The 18,632-nt window shown below is 46.6% G+C and carries 22 protein-coding genes and 1 pseudogene; 8 read left to right on the top strand and 15 right to left on the bottom strand.

Annotated features, from left to right (window positions below):
- Positions 1 to 168: 168 nt before the first annotated feature.
- The 3 genes from AOG36_RS06130 to AOG36_RS06140 all read left to right on the top strand — a co-directional run bounded on the left by AOG36_RS06130 (position 169) and on the right by AOG36_RS06140 (position 1,905).
- Positions 169 to 564 carry a tetratricopeptide repeat protein gene (locus tag AOG36_RS06130; RefSeq protein ID WP_015106988.1) on the top strand — a complete coding sequence of 132 codons (396 nt, stop codon included), beginning with the start codon at positions 169 to 171 and terminating at the stop codon, positions 562 to 564.
- 390 nt (positions 565 to 954) lie between these two features.
- Entirely contained in the window at positions 955 to 1,446 is a 492-nt protein-coding gene (locus tag AOG36_RS06135; RefSeq protein ID WP_129593204.1) for a KdsC family phosphatase, read from the top strand.
- Between the two features lie 201 nt (positions 1,447 to 1,647).
- Positions 1,648 to 1,905, top strand: a complete 258-nt coding sequence (locus AOG36_RS06140; RefSeq protein WP_053825680.1) for a hypothetical protein — start codon at positions 1,648 to 1,650, stop codon at positions 1,903 to 1,905.
- Between the two features lie 226 nt (positions 1,906 to 2,131).
- Here AOG36_RS06140 and AOG36_RS09085 read toward each other — a convergent pair whose 3' ends face one another.
- Complete coding sequence (locus AOG36_RS09085; RefSeq protein WP_231630251.1) at positions 2,132 to 2,467, bottom strand: glycosyltransferase family protein; 336 nt, start codon at positions 2,465 to 2,467, stop codon at positions 2,132 to 2,134.
- Between the two features lie 82 nt (positions 2,468 to 2,549).
- On the bottom strand, positions 2,550 to 2,912 hold the full coding sequence (locus AOG36_RS09090; protein WP_053825682.1) for a glycosyltransferase: 363 nt from the start codon (positions 2,910 to 2,912) through the stop codon (positions 2,550 to 2,552).
- Positions 2,913 to 3,059: 147 nt separating this feature from the next.
- Here AOG36_RS09090 and AOG36_RS06155 point away from each other — a divergent pair, with 147 nt between their 5' ends.
- The 5 genes from AOG36_RS06155 (at position 3,060) to AOG36_RS06175 (ending at position 7,022) form a co-directional block, all read left to right on the top strand.
- Entirely contained in the window at positions 3,060 to 4,343 is a 1,284-nt protein-coding gene (locus tag AOG36_RS06155) for a glycosyltransferase (RefSeq protein ID WP_015106984.1), read from the top strand.
- Entirely contained in the window at positions 4,337 to 5,359 is a 1,023-nt protein-coding gene (locus tag AOG36_RS06160; RefSeq protein WP_015106983.1) for a glycosyltransferase family 4 protein, read from the top strand. Before AOG36_RS06155 ends, AOG36_RS06160 begins: the two co-directional genes overlap by 7 nt.
- Before the next feature lie 111 nt (positions 5,360 to 5,470).
- Positions 5,471 to 5,650, top strand: a complete 180-nt coding sequence (locus AOG36_RS06165; protein ID WP_015106982.1) for a hypothetical protein — start codon at positions 5,471 to 5,473, stop codon at positions 5,648 to 5,650.
- Positions 5,651 to 5,653: 3 nt separating this feature from the next.
- Complete coding sequence (locus AOG36_RS06170; protein ID WP_053825683.1) at positions 5,654 to 6,277, top strand: PIN domain-containing protein; 624 nt, start codon at positions 5,654 to 5,656, stop codon at positions 6,275 to 6,277.
- Positions 6,270 to 7,022, top strand: coding sequence for a glycosyltransferase family 2 protein (locus AOG36_RS06175; RefSeq protein ID WP_202903438.1), 753 nt, complete (start codon positions 6,270 to 6,272; stop codon positions 7,020 to 7,022). Before AOG36_RS06170 ends, AOG36_RS06175 begins: the two co-directional genes overlap by 8 nt.
- Positions 7,023 to 7,189: 167 nt before the next feature.
- Here the strand turns inward: AOG36_RS06175 and AOG36_RS06180 are convergent, their stop codons facing one another.
- The 13 genes and pseudogenes from AOG36_RS06180 to AOG36_RS06240 all read right to left on the bottom strand — a co-directional run bounded on the left by AOG36_RS06180 (position 7,190) and on the right by AOG36_RS06240 (position 18,621).
- Positions 7,190 to 8,098: a PDC sensor domain-containing protein gene (locus tag AOG36_RS06180; protein WP_015106979.1), complete on the bottom strand. Its 909-nt coding sequence runs from the start codon at positions 8,096 to 8,098 to the stop codon at positions 7,190 to 7,192.
- Between the two features lie 13 nt (positions 8,099 to 8,111).
- Positions 8,112 to 8,753: a hypothetical protein gene (locus AOG36_RS06185; protein ID WP_015106978.1), complete on the bottom strand. Its 642-nt coding sequence runs from the start codon at positions 8,751 to 8,753 to the stop codon at positions 8,112 to 8,114.
- A 66-nt stretch (positions 8,754 to 8,819) separates the two neighbouring features.
- A pseudogene (locus AOG36_RS06190) lies at positions 8,820 to 9,804 on the bottom strand (aldo/keto reductase).
- 114 nt (positions 9,805 to 9,918) lie between these two features.
- On the bottom strand, positions 9,919 to 10,341 hold the full coding sequence (locus tag AOG36_RS06195; protein ID WP_053825684.1) for a MerR family transcriptional regulator: 423 nt from the start codon (positions 10,339 to 10,341) through the stop codon (positions 9,919 to 9,921).
- Between the two features lie 23 nt (positions 10,342 to 10,364).
- Positions 10,365 to 11,498 (bottom strand): phospholipase D-like domain-containing protein, encoded by a 1,134-nt coding sequence (locus tag AOG36_RS06200; RefSeq protein ID WP_015106975.1) that lies wholly within the window; start codon positions 11,496 to 11,498, stop codon positions 10,365 to 10,367.
- Positions 11,495 to 12,439, bottom strand: a complete 945-nt coding sequence (dcm, locus tag AOG36_RS06205; RefSeq protein ID WP_015106974.1) for a DNA (cytosine-5-)-methyltransferase — start codon at positions 12,437 to 12,439, stop codon at positions 11,495 to 11,497. Before dcm ends, AOG36_RS06200 begins: the two co-directional genes overlap by 4 nt.
- Before the next feature lie 138 nt (positions 12,440 to 12,577).
- Complete coding sequence (locus AOG36_RS06210) at positions 12,578 to 13,189, bottom strand: BglII/BstYI family type II restriction endonuclease (protein ID WP_015106973.1); 612 nt, start codon at positions 13,187 to 13,189, stop codon at positions 12,578 to 12,580.
- A complete protein-coding gene (locus AOG36_RS06215) occupies positions 13,186 to 14,073 on the bottom strand; it encodes a DNA-methyltransferase (RefSeq protein ID WP_015106972.1) in 888 nt (295 codons plus the stop codon). Before AOG36_RS06215 ends, AOG36_RS06210 begins: the two co-directional genes overlap by 4 nt.
- A 209-nt stretch (positions 14,074 to 14,282) precedes the next feature.
- Entirely contained in the window at positions 14,283 to 15,425 is a 1,143-nt protein-coding gene (locus AOG36_RS06220; RefSeq protein ID WP_015106971.1) for a cupin domain-containing carboxymuconolactone decarboxylase family protein, read from the bottom strand.
- The gene (locus AOG36_RS06225) at positions 15,409 to 16,065 is read right to left on the bottom strand and encodes a sugar O-acetyltransferase (RefSeq protein ID WP_015106970.1); all 657 of its coding nucleotides are present in this window, start codon (positions 16,063 to 16,065) and stop codon (positions 15,409 to 15,411) included. Before AOG36_RS06225 ends, AOG36_RS06220 begins: the two co-directional genes overlap by 17 nt.
- Positions 16,062 to 16,571: an NAD(P)H-dependent oxidoreductase gene (locus AOG36_RS06230; protein WP_015106969.1), complete on the bottom strand. Its 510-nt coding sequence runs from the start codon at positions 16,569 to 16,571 to the stop codon at positions 16,062 to 16,064. Before AOG36_RS06230 ends, AOG36_RS06225 begins: the two co-directional genes overlap by 4 nt.
- Positions 16,572 to 16,762: 191 nt before the next feature.
- The gene (locus AOG36_RS06235) at positions 16,763 to 17,251 is read right to left on the bottom strand and encodes a hypothetical protein (protein WP_015106967.1); all 489 of its coding nucleotides are present in this window, start codon (positions 17,249 to 17,251) and stop codon (positions 16,763 to 16,765) included.
- A gap of 311 nt (positions 17,252 to 17,562) precedes the next feature.
- Positions 17,563 to 18,621: an NAD(P)-dependent alcohol dehydrogenase gene (locus AOG36_RS06240; protein WP_053825687.1), complete on the bottom strand. Its 1,059-nt coding sequence runs from the start codon at positions 18,619 to 18,621 to the stop codon at positions 17,563 to 17,565.
- Between the last annotated feature and the right edge of the window lie 11 nt (positions 18,622 to 18,632).

Here is an 18,632-nt window from a genome sequence, read left to right on the forward strand (position 1 = left end):
AGTTGCACCCTAAAAATTCCTATTTATAGGGTGCATTGCGGGCGCGCCACAAGCTCCCACATCCTCTGCAAGGATAGAATCAACGATGAATAAACCGCCCGAATAGGCGTACAAATACAAAAAAAATGATAAAATAGCAACCCAGTTTGTAAGAACCAGGAGATCGGCATGTGCCTATGTGGTTTTAGTTCGTATTTTGACATGGTTAAGGCGGCTCTCAAGAATAAAAACTACCAGAAGGCAAAAGAGTTCCACTCCAAAGCTGAGAGCGGCATGTGTGGTCGTAAGTACTACCGCTTAGGGTTGTTGTATTTTAAGGGTGACGGGGTGGTCCAAGATAGAACAAGAGCGTTTGACTATTTTTTAAAAGCCATCAAGCATGGAGAGATTAGAGCCTACCACGCCTTGGGACTCATTTACCAATACGGGTATGAAAGACCACAAGACATCGTCAGAGCCAAAAGATGTTTTGAAAAGGGAGCAGAGATGGGGGATTTCGTGGCCAAGATCGCATTAGAAAGATTGTTAAGAAGCCATAGCTATCGCCTTAGGAAAGCATCATAGGGCAACTCTTTCTGCTCTGACCTCTATCTAATTTGGTGTGTCTGCCCGCTGAGTCATTATATTGAGATGCCCGTGCGTGTTGTCGTTTTTTATAAAACATGCTGTTCAAGTGAGGGTGGGTGTGCCCTTGGTTGCCAAACCCACCAATGGATAGGTTTTGGTGTTTCTTTGTTTAAAATGATTGCGCGCAAGGAGAAGGCAAAATCCACCCCACAGAAGGTCCATGGCACGCCCTTGTTTTGCGCTTCTAATCATCTATAAATCTACTCCTCTGCTTTATTCATAGATAAAGGGCATCGCATGCTTTCTATTCAAGGGGCGTGGACTTTGAGGGGATTTGCCCCAAGCCGTGCTAAAATAGGCCTTTATCCAAATAAAACAAGGACAAAGATGGCGGTTTTAAAGGTCTTTTTATGCGATTGTGATGGGACTTTGACGGACGGAGGGATGTATTATTTAGAAAGCGGGCAACAATTTAAAAAGTTTAGCGTGGCCGATGGGATCGGCTTTGAACTCTTAAGGGAGGAGGGGATCAAAACAGGCATTTTAACGGGCGAAGTCACACCCATAGTCGAGCACCGCGCCAAGAGGTTGAAAATGGATTATCTGTACCAGGGGTGTAGACCACAGGGCAAGCTAGAGGCGTTGAAAGAAATTTGTACCAGAGAAAATATCAGCCTAGAAAATGTCGCCTATGTAGGCGATGACCTCAATGATATCCCTGTATTGGAGTGCGTGGGCTTTAAGGGCTGCGTGGCTAATGCCCATCCCCATTTAAAAGCCTTGCCCGGCATTGTCATCTCGCCTAAAAATGGGGGCGAGGGTGGTGTGCGCGCGCTCATTGATTTATGGCTAAACAACCCTAGAGAGCTAAGGAGTTAACCATGCTCCAAGCTTTAAAAGAAAGTCTCAAATCTTTGGCCATGATGATGTCCAACAACCCCCCTAGCTAAAAATTACTATAAGGGGGATGGGGCGATCTTGATGCTGCACGAAATCCCCCAAGTTTCAGGTGGGCATGACCCCAGTGTGGCATTTTTAGACAGCTTTTGAACTCGGCTTAAACAAAAGGGGTACGACTTTGTGGACTTGGATGAGATTTGCGATCTTTTAGAGCAAGACAAGCTCCTACAAAACGCTGTGCACTTCAGCCTAGTTGATGACTTTGTCTGTACTTACACCAATGCCGCTCCCGTTTTTAAGGTGCATAACGCCCATTTCGTTCAAAGAACCCCAGCCACACCAAGACCCATCCTAGACTGGCTAGACTCGCCCATAAAACGCCGTTTTAGAAGAGATCAAATAGGCAACGCACTTTTAAAGGAGCTTTTAGGGGTTTAAGACCAAGCACTTTGTATCCCTTTGGGCGCGTGGGCGATGCAGGCTTAAAAGAAGTTGAAGTCATTTAAGTCTTGGGTTTAAGAAGTGCGGTCACCATAAGGCGGGGCACACTCTTTAACACCCATCGAGATTCTCTAGCTTACTTGCCCCACATCATGCTCACCTAAAACATGCCTTTGCATGGGATTTGGCGTTTGAGGGAACACCAAATCGCGCGGCTTTGGGCTTAGTGCTTGCCCTGCCAGCCTAAAAGTTTTTTCAGGTTAAATTTAAATCTGATCCACAAATCGATGGCCTTAAGCACCAAAGAGGGGGTAACTTTGTTCTTTTCCTTGATGTGTGCCCACTCGGCAAAGATTTCACATTCTTTATGCGATCCCAGCCCATCATCACGCCACCTAGCCAACACCACATCTTTTGCTAAAAAAGAGGGGAAGTTGTGGTAAGAGCGCAACAAATGTTCGTAATCCATGCTATAAACCAAGCTTTCATCAAAGAGACCATAGGTTTTAAAATAGTTTCGATGGATGAGCAAGCCTTGGTGCTGGATCATTTTGTGCAACAGAATTTTTTATTAAAGTCTTTGAGATAGGGTGAAGTGTAGAGCACTTCGCCCGTGTGCGCCACACGCTCAACGCGCGCGCTCACCAATCCCCCTTAACGCCCTCCAAAGCCTGGCTTAAAGCTTTGTGGTTCAAATACCCATCCCCATCGCCTTGGAAGTTGATGTAATCGCCCAAAGCCAAGCGCACCCCCTTATTGAAGGCTTCAGCAATGCCGCTATCTTTTTGACTCAAAAAATAGTCGATGCGATCGCTGTGGCGTTTTAAAGTCTCTAAAGTTTGATCGTTTGAGCCGCCATCGATCACAATGATTTCTAAATGCGGGTAGTCTTGGACAAAAATGCTCGTTAGGGTTTGCTCTAGGAACTCTTGGCTGTTTAAGGTTGCCATGAGCACACTCACAAGGGGTTTATCTTGGCTTTTCTGTTTGAAGTGCCCTTGCACCCTTAACCCGCCGTGTACATCGTTGGGGCATAGGGTGTAGGTGGCAAGGGGTGTGGGGTCTAAGTGGGGGGGGTATGCATTAAAACCTTTCGATGAAATTAGCTTGCCATTTTAGCATAATAGTACAACCAATAAAAACCCGCTACAATGAAGCAAATCCAAAAGGTCAAAAATGAAAAGTCGGCAGATCAAAAGCACATGGGAGTTCCCATGAAGGTCTTACACATCAACGCCACACTCACAGGGGGGGCGGCGAGGGCGTGTTTGCGTCTGCATAGTGCTTTGCTGAAAGAAGGGGTAGAGAGTTTCGTGTGGGTGCAAGATGGGCGACATAGGGGGCTAGAGCCACATATCTTAAGCCCACAAAGTAATCTTGCCAAAGCGTGGGCGTTTGTGCGCCCCTATTTGGACAAAGCCCCGATTTTGCTCTATCCTAAGCGCAAAAAGGGGGTGTTCAATTTGGGCTACTTGCCCTTTAGCCTGCCTTTAAGTGCCATTCAAGAGTTAAAACCGGACATCGTGCATTTGCACTGGATTGGGCGGGGGGCACTGGCACTAAGGGACTTGCCTAAAATCAAGGCCCCTCTGGTGTGGAGTTTACACGACATGTGGGCTTTTACAGGCGGGGATCACTACTACTGCGATGAGAGCGAGCACGCCTATAACCGCTCTTGTATTTTAAACAGCCCCTTTGAGCGCGATTTGGCCACTTGGGGTTTTAAGATGAAACAACGGGCGTATGCCAAAACCCCTAATTTAAACATCGTTGGGGTGAGCGCGTGGCTCTCTAACCTTGCCAGCCAAAGCGTGCTCTTAAAAGACAAGCCCCATTACAACATCCCCAACCCCATAGACACAAGTAGCTACAAGCCCCTAGACAAGGCATTTTGTCGGCAATTATTGGGTTTAAACACTTCTAAAAAGCTTGTGGGTTTTGGGGCAATGGATGTCAACAATCCTATTAAGGGTTACGATTTGCTTTTGCAGGCTCTGCTTTCTTGCTCTTTGGAGTTAGAATTGGTGGTGGTAGGGTCAACAAAGCCGGCTTATTTGCCCTTTAAAACCCACCATTTGGGCGCATTGCACGACACGGCTAGTCTCGTGGCTTTCTATAACTCTATAGACGCGCTTGTGGTACCTAGCCGTCAAGAGAATTTAAGCAACATGGCGATGGAGGGTTTGGCGTGTGGTATCCCTGTGATGGCGTTTAAAGTGGGAGGCTTGGTGGATTTGATCCAACACCAAGAGAATGGCTACTTGGCTAAGCCCTTTGAAACCAAGGATTTGGGCGCGGGCTTAGAGTGGGTGCTAGAAAATGGCGCAGATTTAAGCACGAGGGCGCGGGCGTTTGTGCTGGAGCATTTTAGCGAGGGGGTGGTGGCTAGGCAGATGATCGCGCTGTATGAGAGCTTGAAGGGGGGGGTGTGCTAGATTATCTCATCCTAACCCCCCTGCCCGTATTTTACAAGGTCAATCTTTACAACGAGCTCGCCCAATCCTTAAAAATCTTTGTAGTGTTCTTAGCCACGGACACTAAAGAGGTGCGCGCCAAGGATTTTAACGCCCTAGAAAGTGCCAAGTTTGGCTATAAAGTACTTTTTAAAGGGGCTTTGCAGGCGCGCCCCACTTTTTCTAATGTACTCAAACTTTGTCAAATCTTAAAACAACACCCCTATAAACGCTTGTTGCTTGGGGGGTGGGATTGTGTGGAGTTTTGGGCCGCGTGGGCTTTTAGCCCTAAATTTAAAAACGCCCTAGTCGTGGAATCCAGCCTAAAAGAGAGCCAAATTAAGGGGTTTAAGGCTAGCTTAAAGAGGCTGTTTTTAAAGCGGGTGGGGCTTGCCTTTGTATGCGGAGAGTGGCACGCCAAACTCTTAGAAGCCCTACACTTTAAAGGTGTGGTGAAAACCACGCATGGGGTGGGGATCATCAATCCGCCTAAGCTTAAAAGAGAGCCTCGCCCCTACGCTAAAAAGTTTATCTGTATTGCCCGCTTGAGCGCGGTGAAAAATTTAGAGTTTTTGCTAAGCGTCTTTAAAGAGTTGCCCCATTTAGACTTGAGTCTTGTGGGCATAGGGGAGTTAGAGGCCAAATTAAAAGGCATGGCAAGTGCCAATGTGGCGTTTTTAGGGGCGGTGGAAAATAGCCAAATGGCCGGCCTGCTGTGCGCGCATGACGCACTGGTGTTGCCTAGCATTGCCGAGACTTGGGGCTTGGTGGTGGAGGAAGGCTTAGCGGTGGGCTTGCCCGTCTTGGTAAGTCAAGCGTGCGGGGCGCAGGTTTTGGTGCAAAATGGAGTCAATGGCTTTGTGTTCGATCCTACAAATAAAGAGGCTTTTAGAGGGCTTTTAGAGGGCTTTAAAGAGCATTACCCTACGCTTTTGAGAGGGGCTCTTGCGTGGGATTTAGAGGCCAAAGATTCTAAGCAAGTAGGGGCGTATTTGTGATGGTTTTTTAATTTATATCTCTATACAAGGAGCCATGGCGCATTAATCCCGCATACAAGTTAGAGCGATGGAAAGTGATATATCTAGTATTTTCATTTTTTAGGAGAGACTATGCCTTTTACAGAAAAAATAAAATTGATTGTGTTTGTGGATTGGGAGTGTTTACGGGGGGATTTTGAATTTTTGCAAAAATTCTGCCCCGATTTTAAGCCCCCTTATTTTAATTACAACAACATGCACCAGCTCATGGCGTTTTTTAAAGCCTTTATCCAGCCCGATGAAGTGCTTTAGCGCATGTATATCTATGTATCCGAGCCCTTTGTGAAGGCAACCGCTCGGGCTAGAGACGACTTAAAGGCGCAGATTGAGGCCTACAAGTACGACTATCCTAAAGACTATGAGGGCAAAATCCGCCGCTCTAACAATGTCCAAGAGTTCAACCGTAATTTGACGCTCTTTACAGACATGCCAAAAGAAGTGCGGGTGGGTAAGGCGAAGATTCTTTTTGAATATGTGCCCTGCATTGCAGAGGCGGATAAGGTTAAAATACAGAGCATGCGTAAGCAAATGTTCGTGCGCCAAAAACAGGTGGATTTGCTCTTGGGGCTGGACATGGCGCATTTGGTGGATAATTTCTACCAAACCAATCAACACGGGCATATCTTGCTCTTTAGCCGCGATAGCGGCTTTGTGCCTGCTTTGGAGTTTGCTAGAGGCCAGCATGTCTTTAAGGTCTTTATCGGGCGCATGGAGAAGTTCCCCCCCTTCCCCGATGAGCTTAAGGGGGCGTGCGACGGCGTGCGGATGCTTAGCGTGGCCCAGGTGATTGAGAGCATTCCCCAGTCCAAGCCCAAAGCCCACAAGCCCTACACCCCCATAAACAACCCCTTTGAGGGGCTTAAGGGGGGGCATTATTAATCTTTCTCTCATCACCCCCGTATTAAATGGGGGGCAGACGATTAAAACATGTGTGGAGAGTGTGGCCGCCCAAAGCGCGCCCCCAATGGAGCATTTGATTTTAGATGGGGGCAGCATAGACAACACACTAGAGGTTTTAAAAGCCTACCCCCATTTGCAAGTCTTTAGCTCACCAGATTTGGGGCTTTATGATGCAATGAATAAGGGCATTGCGCGCGCTAAAGGCGAGATTATCGGCATCCTTAATAGCGATGATTGTTATGCGCATACGGGAGTCTTAAGCCAAGTGCTCGAGGCATTTAAAAACCACCCACAGGCGGACATGGTCTATGCTGACCTGGTGTATGTCAAGGGAGGTAGGGTGGTGCGCTGCTATGTGAGCGGGCATTTTAGCAAGAGGGGGTTTTTTTACGGCAAGGTCCCGGCACACCCAACTTTATTTGTGCGTAAGGCAGTGTATGATCGTTTTGGGGGCTATAAAATCGATTATAAAATCGCCGCCGATTATGAGTTTCTGCTAAGGACTTTGGTTGTGGCGGGCTTAAAGGCGGTGTATGTGCCGCATGTGTGGGTGAAAATGGGCGTGGGGGGGGTGAGCACTAGGGGGCTAAAGAGTTTATGGCTAGCCAATCAAGAAAATCTAAGGGCGTGTAGGGAGAATGGCATAAAAGCCAATATGGCCACCATGCTTCTTAGGTATCCATATAAAATCCTAGGGCTGCTGTGCGCTAGATTTAAGGGCTAGGGGAAAAGTTTAAGGCTTAAAGTGCGCTCCATGCTTGTTTTGTGGGGGCTATCTAGTCTAGCTTAACAACCCCTTTAAGACCAAGCTCTGCAAACCTTAGCTGACTGGGGGCAAAATTTAGAGGGTTGGTCTGCTGGGCCTTTAAAGGCGTGTGCCACTTAAGTGGTCTAATCCCTACCATTGGACTCGTTAGCCGCCCCGTAGGCGAATTTGACATAAATGGCTAGGCTGACAAGCAGGGCTGAGACCGCACCGGCTAAATACACAGCGTAAATGATCTTGTTGGGCGCGCTGATGCTGAATTTAAACACCAACATCAACGCCTCAATGGCTAAGGCGATGATGATCGAGCCTAAAAAGCGGATCATCGTGCGGTGGATGGCATGGTGGCTATCCCCGCTGTTCTTGCCCAGCACTTCCTCTTCAAAAATCGCTTTGACTAAATCCACGGTGGCTAGAGCCAAAGTCAAAAGCACAATGGGGTGGAACACCTCTTTGACATCAAAGCTGCCAAAGTGGGTTAAGGCGCGGTATAGACTAGATAGACTTTTAACGAACAAGAGCAAGGACACCAGAGCGAGCGTAATAGAAATGCTAAAGTACATGATCACGCTACCATCGGCAAAGGCACTATAATGTTTGGAAGACGAGCTTAAAGCCACAGCAACCCTTAAAGGGATGTGCATACACACCACATAAAACAACTCTTCTTGGTCGTTGTAAATGGGGTAGGCGGCTGTAACCACAAGCCCCCGATTGCTGCGGGTGGGGTAGGGGTTGGTTAAGATGCAGCGGCGCTCAGCGATGGCCTCATAAAAGTAGCCCCGCTCCAAAGAGTTTTGCGCAAAAGAGTTTTTGACATTGCCCTCTCCATCGATCAAGTTACCATTGACATCTAAAATAAAAATGTCCTCTTTAATGCGGACCTCTTGTTTGATGCGCTCCATTGCCAGCTGTATATATTTTAGAGTCGGTTCTTTAAGGTAGTTTTTAATGTTTTGGGTCAGCAGATAGGACACATAGGCGTAAAGTTCACTCTTGACTTTGGCGTATTCGGTTACATCTTTGGATAGCATGGCATCTCCTGGGCTATGGGTTTAGGATAAAGGTTTGCCCCCCCCTTAAATCGTTTTGCAACGCCTGCATGCTCTTTTTAAAGATTTTATTTAGGGCTAAATTCAGGGCGTGGTTGTAATTGGCATTGGGCCCGCTGCGCTCATTGGGGTCGCTATCTAGCGGGTTGGCGCGCAAAATCGGTTGTTGTATCTGCACGCTGACATGGCTTAGACACTTGGGGCTGTCTTTAGCACATAGACGCAAACTAAGATCCGCCCTAGCCTCTAGCATTTGCAATACTCTAGATGGGTCTAGCGAGTTGTTGTGGCTTGCTTTGAGCATTTTGGCGATGGCTTTTAGGTCCTTGGGGGTGTTTTCGAAATGGATGCTGATTTGGGCTTTTAACTGAGTGTTGTAGCCCTGTGGACTCAAAGAATAGCCCAAATGCTGTAAAATCCCCGCGGTGGCCTTTTGTAGGGCTTTTTTAAATTGCGCTTGGTCGTATCTAGGCACAAACTCGGCGTTAAACACCACATCTGGGGGGTTTAAGAATAGGGGCTTTAGGGCGGGGTTGGGCTTACTTGGGGTGAGTGGGTAGCTCAAATTTAGGCTAAAGGGCGAGAACACGCTATTACAGCCCAAAAAGAACCCTGCTAAAAATAACCAGCGCCACATAAAAACCCCTTTGAAAAATGAGGCTATTATAGCCTAAGTCGGGTTAATCGTGGGGGCATTTCAGGCTTATTTGCCCACCTTTTCATTGAGATGTGTGGGGTAGCGCTCCCCGGCAATATGGATTTTTTCTAGCTGTTCGTTGAAGGCTTCTAGCTCGCCCGCCTGCCATTGCACGCTTAGAGCCCCGACATTTTCGATTAATCTCGTTTCTTTGGTCGTGCCAAATAGCGGGATCACAATGCGTTGCATGTGTAAAATCCACGAAAGGGCGATTTGTGCGGGCGTGGCGTTTTTATTCTTGGCGGTGGTTTGCAAGAACTCCACTAAGGCGTAATTTTGGGCTAGGTTTTGCTGGCTAAATTTGGGCACGATATTTCTAAAGTCCTCTTTAGAAAAAGTGGCGTTTTTATCCATTTTGCCCCCAAACAGCCCCTTAGCCAAAGGCGAAAAGGCGACATAAGCAATGTTATTTGCTTCACAAAAGCCCAAAATCTCTTTTTCGGGCTCTCTATGCCACAAAGAATATTCGCTTTGCAATGCTGTGAGCGGGCAAATGGCGTGGGCTTTTTGCAGGCTCTCTAGCCCCGCTTCGCTCATGCCCCATGCTTTGATCTTGCCCTCTTTAATGAGCTCTTGCATGGTGCTTGCGACTTGCTCTATGGGGGTGTTGGTATCCACGCGGTGCTGGTAGTAAAGGTCTAGGCACTCCACTTTTAGGCGTTTTAAGCTCCCCTCTAGGGCTAATCGTATGCGTTTAGGGCTGGAGTCGGTTTTTAAAGCCCACCCTTGTGCTTGCTCTTTGTAAATCCCAAATTTGCTGGCTAGGACAACTCTGTTCCTAATGCTTTGAATGGCTTCGCCTAGAAGCTCTTCATTGTATTCCCCATAGGCTTTAAGCGGTGTCAAAAAAGTTAATGCCTAGCTCAAAGGCTTTGTGTATGAGTTTAATCATTTCTTTTTTGTCATGCACTTCGCCATAACCAAAACTCATGCCCATGCATCCTAAAGCTAATGGGCTGACTTTGAATTGTCCTAAAGCTCTGTATTGCATTTTTGCTCCTTGTTTGTAAAGGTGCTAGAATTATAAAACCTGACACTTGGTGTTTGTCAAGGGAGGTACAATGAAATTGTGCCCCTTACACAAAGATTTTACCCCTATGGTTTGTCAAGGGTTCTTGTTACATGTGCCTGTATAATCGGGGTGTTGGGGGTTTAAAAAGTCCTTTTGTTCGGCGATCATCTGCGTGTAAAGCGTGATTTTGTATGCGATTTTCTGCTTGGCCTTTTGCAGAGTTTTTAATTGGGCGTGCAGGGCTTGCAGTTGTTGCTCTAAAATTGCCTTGCGTTGTGGGGCACTTTTCATGCCTTGTTGGGCTAGGGTGATATAGTTTTTAATCGTGGCTAGGGGCATGCCACATGCACGCAAACACTGCACCCACTCCACCCAAGCCATGTCGCTTTTAGAGAAGTAACGCACCCCGTTTAAATCGCTTTGCACAAAGGGGAATAGCCCCTTATCGCACCAGAAGCGGATTTTACGCGAAGGGATGCCCGTTTGTCTTTCAACTTCGATAATGGTAAATGCCATGCATGTGCCTTTCTTGTTGGTGTCTAGGGGTGTTTAGCCCTACAATCTTGTAAAAACCGCTCATAGCTCCCCACAGCCCTAATGTCAATGGCATACTCCCCTTCTTGTATTTTTTCAATCGCCACACAATCAAAGCCCAAATTTTGCATTTTTGCATAAGTGGCAAGTTCGCCTTCTTGCAAGCGTAAAACCACCCTTAAGAGCCAATGGGCTAGGGCATCGTTAGGATTGCTCATTAAGGCTTTTGCCCCATCTTGGCAAAGTTTAGCTTGCAAGGCTTCGCCCAATGGGGTTTTTAGGATAAAGGGGGTGTCTTTGGTGGGGAAAAATGTGGGGCTTAGGCGGTGGATTTGTGCAGGCACAGGTAAATAAACTTCGCCACACTTTCGAGCCCGCCCGTTGGCATTCCAGTGGTTTAAGCCACTATGCTCGGGCACGGCGTGGGTTTTAGGGCTGTATAGGGGTAAAATCACATAATCTATGCCTGCTATTTTAGGTTTTGTTGTGCTTATTTGTGGGAGATTTGGCAAAAGCAAATCTAAAGGGTTGTCTAAAATTTGCACCTTGACGCTGGGGCAATCTTTGGGGACATAAAATTTTCGTTGCAACACACTTTTAGAGTAGTTAAAGCTGTATTCGTGTTGCCCGTCTTCAAAGTGTAGGCTTTTAGGGGTGTTTTTAATGCAGTGGATTTGCTCAAGGTTGATTTCTTGATAGTCGGTTTCAAACAAGAGCAATTTATGATTGTCCCTAGCGACAATGTGATAAAGGGCGTGTTTGATCCCGTATAAATCTTGGGCTAGCTTTATGCGTTCATTACGCAACTTAGCTAGGGTGTGGGCTAGGGTTTTGGGGTCTTTGGTTTCTCTTAAATGTGGGGCGTTTTTATTAAACTCGGCGATTTTTTCAATCTTAGCGTTTGTGTGGCAAGTAAAGGTTTTAAGCCCCACGCCCAAGTCCCCTATTTTAGCGTCATAAGCGGTGTCCGATCGGCTCAAATTTTGGGCGTGAAAACATTGGCAAAAGAGATTTTCTACCACGCGGTAGTGCAAAAAAGGAATTTCACTTTCGCTAAAGAGTTTAGATAACCCGGCAACGACACTTAAACATTGGGCGTAGTTTAAACCTTGCTCTTGGTCTTGTTCAAAGAAACTCACTCCAAAACCCTTACAATCTCTTTAGCGATTTTCTGCACTAAGGGCAAGGTGATCGAATTGCCCGCTTGCATGTAGAGTTTGGAGCTAGCCAAATTGGGGAGCTTAAAACTCTTGGGGTAGCCTTGAAAGTTAAAGCACTCTCTAGGGGTTAATTTGCGGATACCAAAAGCGTCTTTAATGATAGGCACATTATGCCCGCCCGTACCCATGTTTGCTGTGAGTGTGGGGCAGAGATTGGATTTATTCTCCCGCACATATACACGGCGGATCTGATAAAGCGTGTCGCTTTTGAGCACTTCTTTAGCCAGCCACGCATAATAAGGGCTTTTTTCTGTGTAGTAAAAGATAGGATCTTGTTGCCCACTTTCTAGGCAGGCGTGGATATTTTTAGTGAGCTTGATGGGGGTGGGGAAGCTAAATTTGGCATGGTTTGGCACTTGCTTTATGTCAAACGCCACAATAAAAAGCCGCTCGCGATTTTGAGCAACATTGGCGTGTGTGGCGGAGTTTAAAATAGCGGTGTAGGGGGCATAGCCCAAATCTTGCAAGGTTTTAAGGATAATGCTAAAGGTTTGCCCCTTGTCGTGGGTCTTTAGATTTTTCACATTTTCTAGAAAAAGCACTTTAGGGTGGTGTCTGTGGGCGATCTTGGCGATCTCAAAAAAGAGAGTCCCCCTAGTGTCGGCAAAGCCCTTTTGGTGCCCGGCAATGCTAAAAGCTTGGCATGGAAAGCCCCCACATAGAATGTCAAAATTTAGGGGGATTTGTGCTTGGATCTCTTGGGTGGTGATGTCGCCAAATAGGGGGGTTTTGGGGAAATTGAGTTTATAGGTCGCCTGTGCAGCTGGGTTGTTTTCACTGGCAAAGACACAAGAAGCCCATTTCAAAAAAGCGGCGTGAAAGCCCCCCACGCCCGCAAAAAGATCGATAAAGGTAAGCAAGAAAACCCCAAATATGTTAAATCAAACAGGCATTTTAGCACAATGGGGGGCTAAAGGGCTTTAATCCCCTAGACCCACACAATGTGCCACTCTTGATCCATGTGCTGCCTTTTTTAAATAGATTATGTTTTTAGAAAATTAAGGCTCAATCCCTATTAACACCAAGGGCACGGCTGGGGTGTTGCGTCCTTGTCGATACAGGTTATAGACCTCACTTTCATAATAGGCGATCCCGCTTGACATTTGCGCGCACATCGCTTTAGTGGGGATGATCTCAACACCTACATCAATAGCATTAGCGACATAAAAAGCCATGTGCTTGACAAAGAGATCGTAAGCGACAAAAGCGTATTTGCCAAACTGCACTTCTATGGCAATGCGGGATTTTAAAAAGTCGGTTTGGTTGTAAGATAAATAAGCCGTTTGCCCCTGTGCCTCTATGGCTTGCTTTTGCATTTCAGGGTTTAGATACATGGTTTCAAAGGCTAGAGATTGGTGGGGCGTGAGGTAATAGGTTTGCCTATTTTCTAGCCAACCCAAAGCATTTAAAGAAACCTTAAAAGCCTTGTTGATTTCTACGGGAGAAAATAAGCAATTGCCTTGTCTGCCTTTTTCTTGTGAGATTTTTGTTTGGCACACATAAGCATTGATATTAAGGATAACGCTCTGTATCTCTTGCCACAAATTAGGGTGATGGACTTGTAAAAACTCCCAGCCATTTAAATGGGAGTGCAAATAGGCAATTTTCAATACACCCCCAATCCACGCCACTCCTCTGGTATGCGTGCCACGCTGTCGTTCTTGGGGGTGTAAATTTCTTGACCCATTTCACGCCATTTAAGCGTTCCCTTAAAAAAATCCAACACCCTCTCTCTAGCGATTTGGCAATACAGCTCTTCTTTTTCTACACAGAGGGCTTTTCTACTATTTTTAAGCGCACTGATTAAAGTTGTGCCCACACCTCCAAAGGGATCTAAAACCCGCTCCCCTGGATTGCTTAAAGCTAAAACGAGGCGATCGACCAATTCTATGGGGAATTGGCAAGGGTGGGCGGTTTTTTCTACATGGTTACTCTTGACATTGACAATGTCCCAAATTTGGCACTCCCAATCTTTAGCCACAATCTCCCACACATCTGCCGGATTCTTGCCCCTTGGGTTGCCTGAGAGTTGTCCTTTTTTAGCTCCCTTAAAGTGGCGTTTTCCGGGGTATTTGGCGGGGACACGCACGCTGTCTAAATTAAAAGTGTAGGTATCGCTCTTGCTAAACCACAAAATGCTTTCATAGCGGCCACTAAACCTCAGTTTAGAGTGCAAGCCATGCCCAAATTTCCAAATGATGCGGTTTCTCAATTTAAAGCCCAAATCTTTAAATAAGGGATAAAAATAAATGTCTAAGGGATAGATTTCTTTATCTTTGACAAAATTACCCACTTGCCACGCCACACTCCCGCTCTCTTTAAGCACCCTTTTTAGCTCTTTTAATACGGGTTCAAACTCTCTTAAATAGGCGTTTAAACTCTTAGTCTTTTCATAGTCCTTACCCACATTGTAAGGTGGTGAAGTGATGATGAGATCAAAGCTAGAGTCTTCTACTTGTGCCAAAATATCCAAGATAGAGCCGTTGAGAATCACTTTTATCCTTATAGCCGGTGTGGTGCCATTAGACAATAATACACATAGACACCATCATTAAGCTTAATAAGTTAGCTTTATTGTGGTGGTTCTAGGGTAGAACAAAACACTCCAATATTAATATTAATGAAACAATAGCATAATGGGTACTCCATATCCATGTGTTGTCTTTTTGGCATGGTAACTTAAGGGTGCTTGTCTTTTGGGGCTTATTCTTTATGTTCTGGGATAGCCGTATCTATGGCTTTTAGGGCGTTTAGAGCTTTAGGGTAACCAATAACAGGGATTAGGGCTGTAACGACACTAATGAGCTTGTGGCGGTTATTTCCCATGTTGATATTGCCCTGTACATGGGCTTTTAGCTGGCTATCAGCTCCGCCTAAAGAGAGCAAATAGACAAAGGTCAGCAACTCTCTAAAGTGTAAATCTAGCCCTTTGCGTGTGTAGTAGTCGCCAAAGCAGTTCGCAGATAAAAATTGATAAATATGCGCCTCATCTTTAGGAGCGTTAGCGTTCATGTGGTCTATCACTTGCCCGAAAATCTCTTTTTGGATCGCCAAACCCCTTTGCGCCCTCTGTGTATGTAAAAGCCCTTTTTGTGAATCTAGGTGAATCCCTCTAGTTTGGAAAACATGGTTTGTGGTTTCTAAGAAGTCTTGCACCCGTGCAAAGCCCACATAGGGAATCGCTTGGTATAAAATTTCTTGAACGGCCACTGGGCTGACTTGATGCTCTAGCGCACTCTCTAGCATGTCCGCATAAGCGGGCACAGAGCCTAGAGCCACTAAGGATGCTAATAAAATTTGGCTGTATTCGGGCACGCCCAAGCCCGAAGTCTTAAAAGCCTCTTGCATGGCAAAATGGTTGAAGGTGTGATACATGTGCGAGTCGCTCTTCAAAGGGCTATTTGCAAAGGGATTAAAGGCACTCTTGGCAGGCTTTAGGGAGTTTGTTGCCTTGTTGTACTCTGTGTCGCTGACTTTTTCTAGCCACTTGACATTTTCTCCGTTTTTATCCCCCGTTAGGGCTAAATGCGCCCCGCTTGTATGTGTCCCCGCTCCATGCCAGTGCTTGACTCCCGGCGGACAAGAGATCACATCGCCTTTGTGCGCCACGCTCACTTTTCCATCGGCTGTGCCCGTGTAAATTGTGCCCTCTGTAACTAACAAGGTTTGCCCTGCAGGGTGGGTGTGCCATGCACTTCTAGCTTTGGGACTAAAATGCACGATCCCCCCGCCAAAATTGCGCCATTGATTAGGTCCAAACAAGATTTGGATACGCACATTTCCGCTGAATTTGTCGCTTGTGCCTTGAAATTCTTGAAACTCCGCTTGTCTATGCACTTCTTGCATGCTCTGTCCTTTGTGCTGCGTGTGTGCCCCGAGTAGGGCAAGAGAGAAAAATAAATAAGCCAAAGCCTTGCGCATGCTGCACCTCTATGCGCTTAAGCACTCTAGCTGGATTGCCCCCTACAATGACATTAGGTGGGACATCTTTGGTAACAACCGCCCCCGCCCCCACGATGGAATTTTCCCCGATGGTAACCCCGGGGCAAATCGTGGCGTTGATGCCGATCCACACCCGATCTTGAATCACAATGGGCTTACAAAAAGTCGTGCGTCTGTTGTAGGGATTGGAGTCGTGGTTAATCGTGGTTAAACACACCTTGGGAGCGATGAAAACATGATCGCCGATGTCAATCCCTCCCCGATCCATAAAACTACAAGCAGAGTTCATAAAAAAGTGCTTACCAAAGTTGATATTGCGCCCAAAATCCACATAAAAGGGCGGTAAAATCGTGTTTGTGGCATCAAAGGGTTTGCCCGTCAGCTCTCCCATCAAGGCGCGTATCTCTTCAGGGCTTAATTCTTGTGTGTTGAGCTTGTGTATGAGTTTTTGGGCGTTGGTGATCACGCCATAAAGCTTAGGAAATTCGGGATCATCCATACTCACCATCTCCCCTCTTAAATCCCGCTCAAAAATATCTCTCACGCCAGCCCCTTAACCCACTCTTGATAGCCTCTAGCTTGGGCTTGTAGGGCGGTGTCGCTCAAGTTGCCGGTGTCGTAGGTTAAAAATGGTGCTGCATACTTGGTGCCGATGAAGTGGCTGATGGCTCTAAAGGGGGTTAAGACACTTTCTAAACTAAATTTGCCTTGAAAATCCCCCTCACGCGCGCCCAAACTAATGGCTAGACCCAAACCCTTGCCCTCTAGTGCTTTGCCCTTAGAACCATAGGCAAAACCATAGGTCAGTACATCGTCAAAGTATTGCTTAAGCAGGGCAGGGCAGGAGTACCAAAACATGGGAAATTGCAAAACAATGTGCTTAGCCTTGACTAATTTATCCTGTTCACTTGCCACATTGATTTTAAAATCGGGGTAGAGGGCGTATAGATCGCTCACCTCCACGCCTGTAGAGCTTAAGGCTTCCCTTAAAGCTTTATTCACTCTTGAGTGTGCTAAGTTCGGGTGGGCTAAAACAACTAAAACAGACATGTTAATCCTTGACTTTAAGATTTTTTTGAAAAATTGCGTGATCTTGGGGATGAGTGGGCGCGCTCGTAAATCCACAGCCAAGCACCCTAAGCTCTTTAGACTGTGGCCTTGGCGTAGACCTTTGGCTAAACCCCCTAGAGTGCGCCTTACGCCTAGAGGCATCAAATGGGGCGGGGCGAAATGCTGTATCCTTAAAAGGGGTAGAAGTTGATGCACTTGACATCGCTAGAGAACTGGTGGCTGGTGGGCTTAGGGTCTTGGCCCTGTGTGGTGTATGCACCCCTCTTGGTGCGGTAAAAGCCGTAAAACTCTTTAGCAATGGGGCTTGAATGGGTATCAATCTTGGTGGGTGCGCCGACTGCATAGCGGGTGATTTTATGCGTGCTAAACTGTTTGTAGTGCTCAATAGCCACCTCTTTTAAAAACGCCTCTCGCTCTGCCTTGCTGACAGAATGACGCACCCCATGCCTTATGGCATCGCCCATGTCATACATGCTCACCGTGGTGATGGCTTTAATACATGGGTTGATTTTAAAGCTTAGAGCCACAAAGCTCCTTGTGGCTAACTTCGTGGCATAAAGCTGGCTTGTCTGCTCTTTAAGCACTCCCATGGGGTGAATCAGGGAGGGGTATCTTTTACCCTTGTACATCGCCTTGGGGGTGAATAATTTTGCAGCCACTTCTAAGCCGTATTAGTTTTAAAGCGCACCTCTTGGACATGCGCCTTGGAGCTCACATAAAAATTATCCCCCTGTATGTGGCTTGGGGCGTGGCTGGCACCTACAAAGGTCTAGGCTTGTGCGCCTAAAGTGAGGGCTGAGGCTAGGATTAAAGATCGCAAAAACACAGGAACTCCTTAAAATCTTTGGATACTTTAGATGATAAAACCTAACATCTAGTGTTTATCAAGGGGGATGATTAAACTACATCCAAGCCTAAACCACAACACCTTGATCACCCAAATTTATCTTGTAACCCGCGCCAACCCATCTCAAGAGGCAAACGACTTTTTCATGTCAATGACATGGCGAAATTGCGCATTGGAGTGGGTGAGATCGTAATACACTCTGTCAATATCTTTACCCATAACAATCTCAATTTCGGGGTAGATGTTGTGCAAGACGGAAAAGTCTAGCATCTCTTGGGTTTCTTTAATCCCCCCAATGAGTGAGCCATAGATTTTTTTGTTCGCATGCCACACCAAACTAGAGGCGCTGATTGCAGGGGGGTTGTCCCTTGGGGGCAAGCCCACGATGGAGAGTTCTCCCCCATAAGCAAGCACATCTAGGTAGTCCTTTATGCTGTAATGCGTGGGGATGGTGGAGATGATGAGATCTAAATTTGCCCCCTTAGCATCCTTCACATCGCTGTAGTAGTGTTTTGCGCCCATGTTTAACGCCATTTCTTTTTTGGCATTGCTGCGCCCGATCACACTCACTTCTGCGCCCATCGCCAAGGCGTATTTTAAACCCATATGCCCCAGCCCACCAAAGCCGGCAATGCCCACCTTTGAGCCCTTTTTGATGTTGGAAAATTTCAAAGGCGAGTAGGTGGTGATCCCGGCACAAAGCAGGGGAGCGACTTTTTCTAAGGGGGCATCGTGGGGAACACGGATCACATAGTCTTCATCCACCACAATGCAATTAGAATACCCCCCCATGTGGGGTTCATCGTTGTGGAAGTGGTCTTTACAATCGTAGGTGAACACCGCTTTTTTACAGAATTGTTCTTGGTGATCGTGGCAGGGGATACACTCTTTGCAAGAATTGACAAAACAACCCACGCCCACATGATCGCCCACTTTAAATTTATGCACTTGTGCGCCTACTTCTTGAACGACCCCCGCAATTTCATGCCCGGGGATCATGGGGTAAATGCCGTCATGCCACTCACTATAAGCGGAGTGGATGTCGCTGTGGCAAATCCCACAATAATGAATATCAATCAACACATCTTTCTCTCCCAAAGCATGGCGGGTGAAGTGATGCTCAGCAAACTTTCCATCTTTAGAATGGATCGCAAAACCCTTAGCTTCAATGCGTGCAGACATGAGAATCCTTT

The organism is Helicobacter heilmannii (assembly GCF_001283065.1).
Lineage (GTDB): Bacteria > Campylobacterota > Campylobacteria > Campylobacterales > Helicobacteraceae > Helicobacter > Helicobacter heilmannii.

Coding starts and splice junctions, on each gene's coding strand:
- AOG36_RS06180 (WP_015106979.1), bottom strand. CDS start 8,098: ATGCTATCCAAAGATGTAACCGAATACGCCAAAGTCAAGAGTGAACTT.
- AOG36_RS06130 (WP_015106988.1), top strand. CDS start 169: ATGTGCCTATGTGGTTTTAGTTCGTATTTTGACATGGTTAAGGCGGCT.
- AOG36_RS06230 (WP_015106969.1), bottom strand. CDS start 16,571: ATGTCTGTTTTAGTTGTTTTAGCCCACCCGAACTTAGCACACTCAAGA.
- AOG36_RS06220 (WP_015106971.1), bottom strand. CDS start 15,425: ATGCAAGAAGTGCATAGACAAGCGGAGTTTCAAGAATTTCAAGGCACA.
- AOG36_RS06185 (WP_015106978.1), bottom strand. CDS start 8,753: ATGTGGCGCTGGTTATTTTTAGCAGGGTTCTTTTTGGGCTGTAATAGC.
- AOG36_RS06165 (WP_015106982.1), top strand. CDS start 5,471: ATGCCTTTTACAGAAAAAATAAAATTGATTGTGTTTGTGGATTGGGAG.
- AOG36_RS06195 (WP_053825684.1), bottom strand. CDS start 10,341: ATGGCATTTACCATTATCGAAGTTGAAAGACAAACGGGCATCCCTTCG.
- AOG36_RS06155 (WP_015106984.1), top strand. CDS start 3,060: ATGAAGCAAATCCAAAAGGTCAAAAATGAAAAGTCGGCAGATCAAAAG.
- AOG36_RS06135 (WP_129593204.1), top strand. CDS start 955: ATGGCGGTTTTAAAGGTCTTTTTATGCGATTGTGATGGGACTTTGACG.
- AOG36_RS06170 (WP_053825683.1), top strand. CDS start 5,654: ATGTATATCTATGTATCCGAGCCCTTTGTGAAGGCAACCGCTCGGGCT.
- AOG36_RS06240 (WP_053825687.1), bottom strand. CDS start 18,621: ATGTCTGCACGCATTGAAGCTAAGGGTTTTGCGATCCATTCTAAAGAT.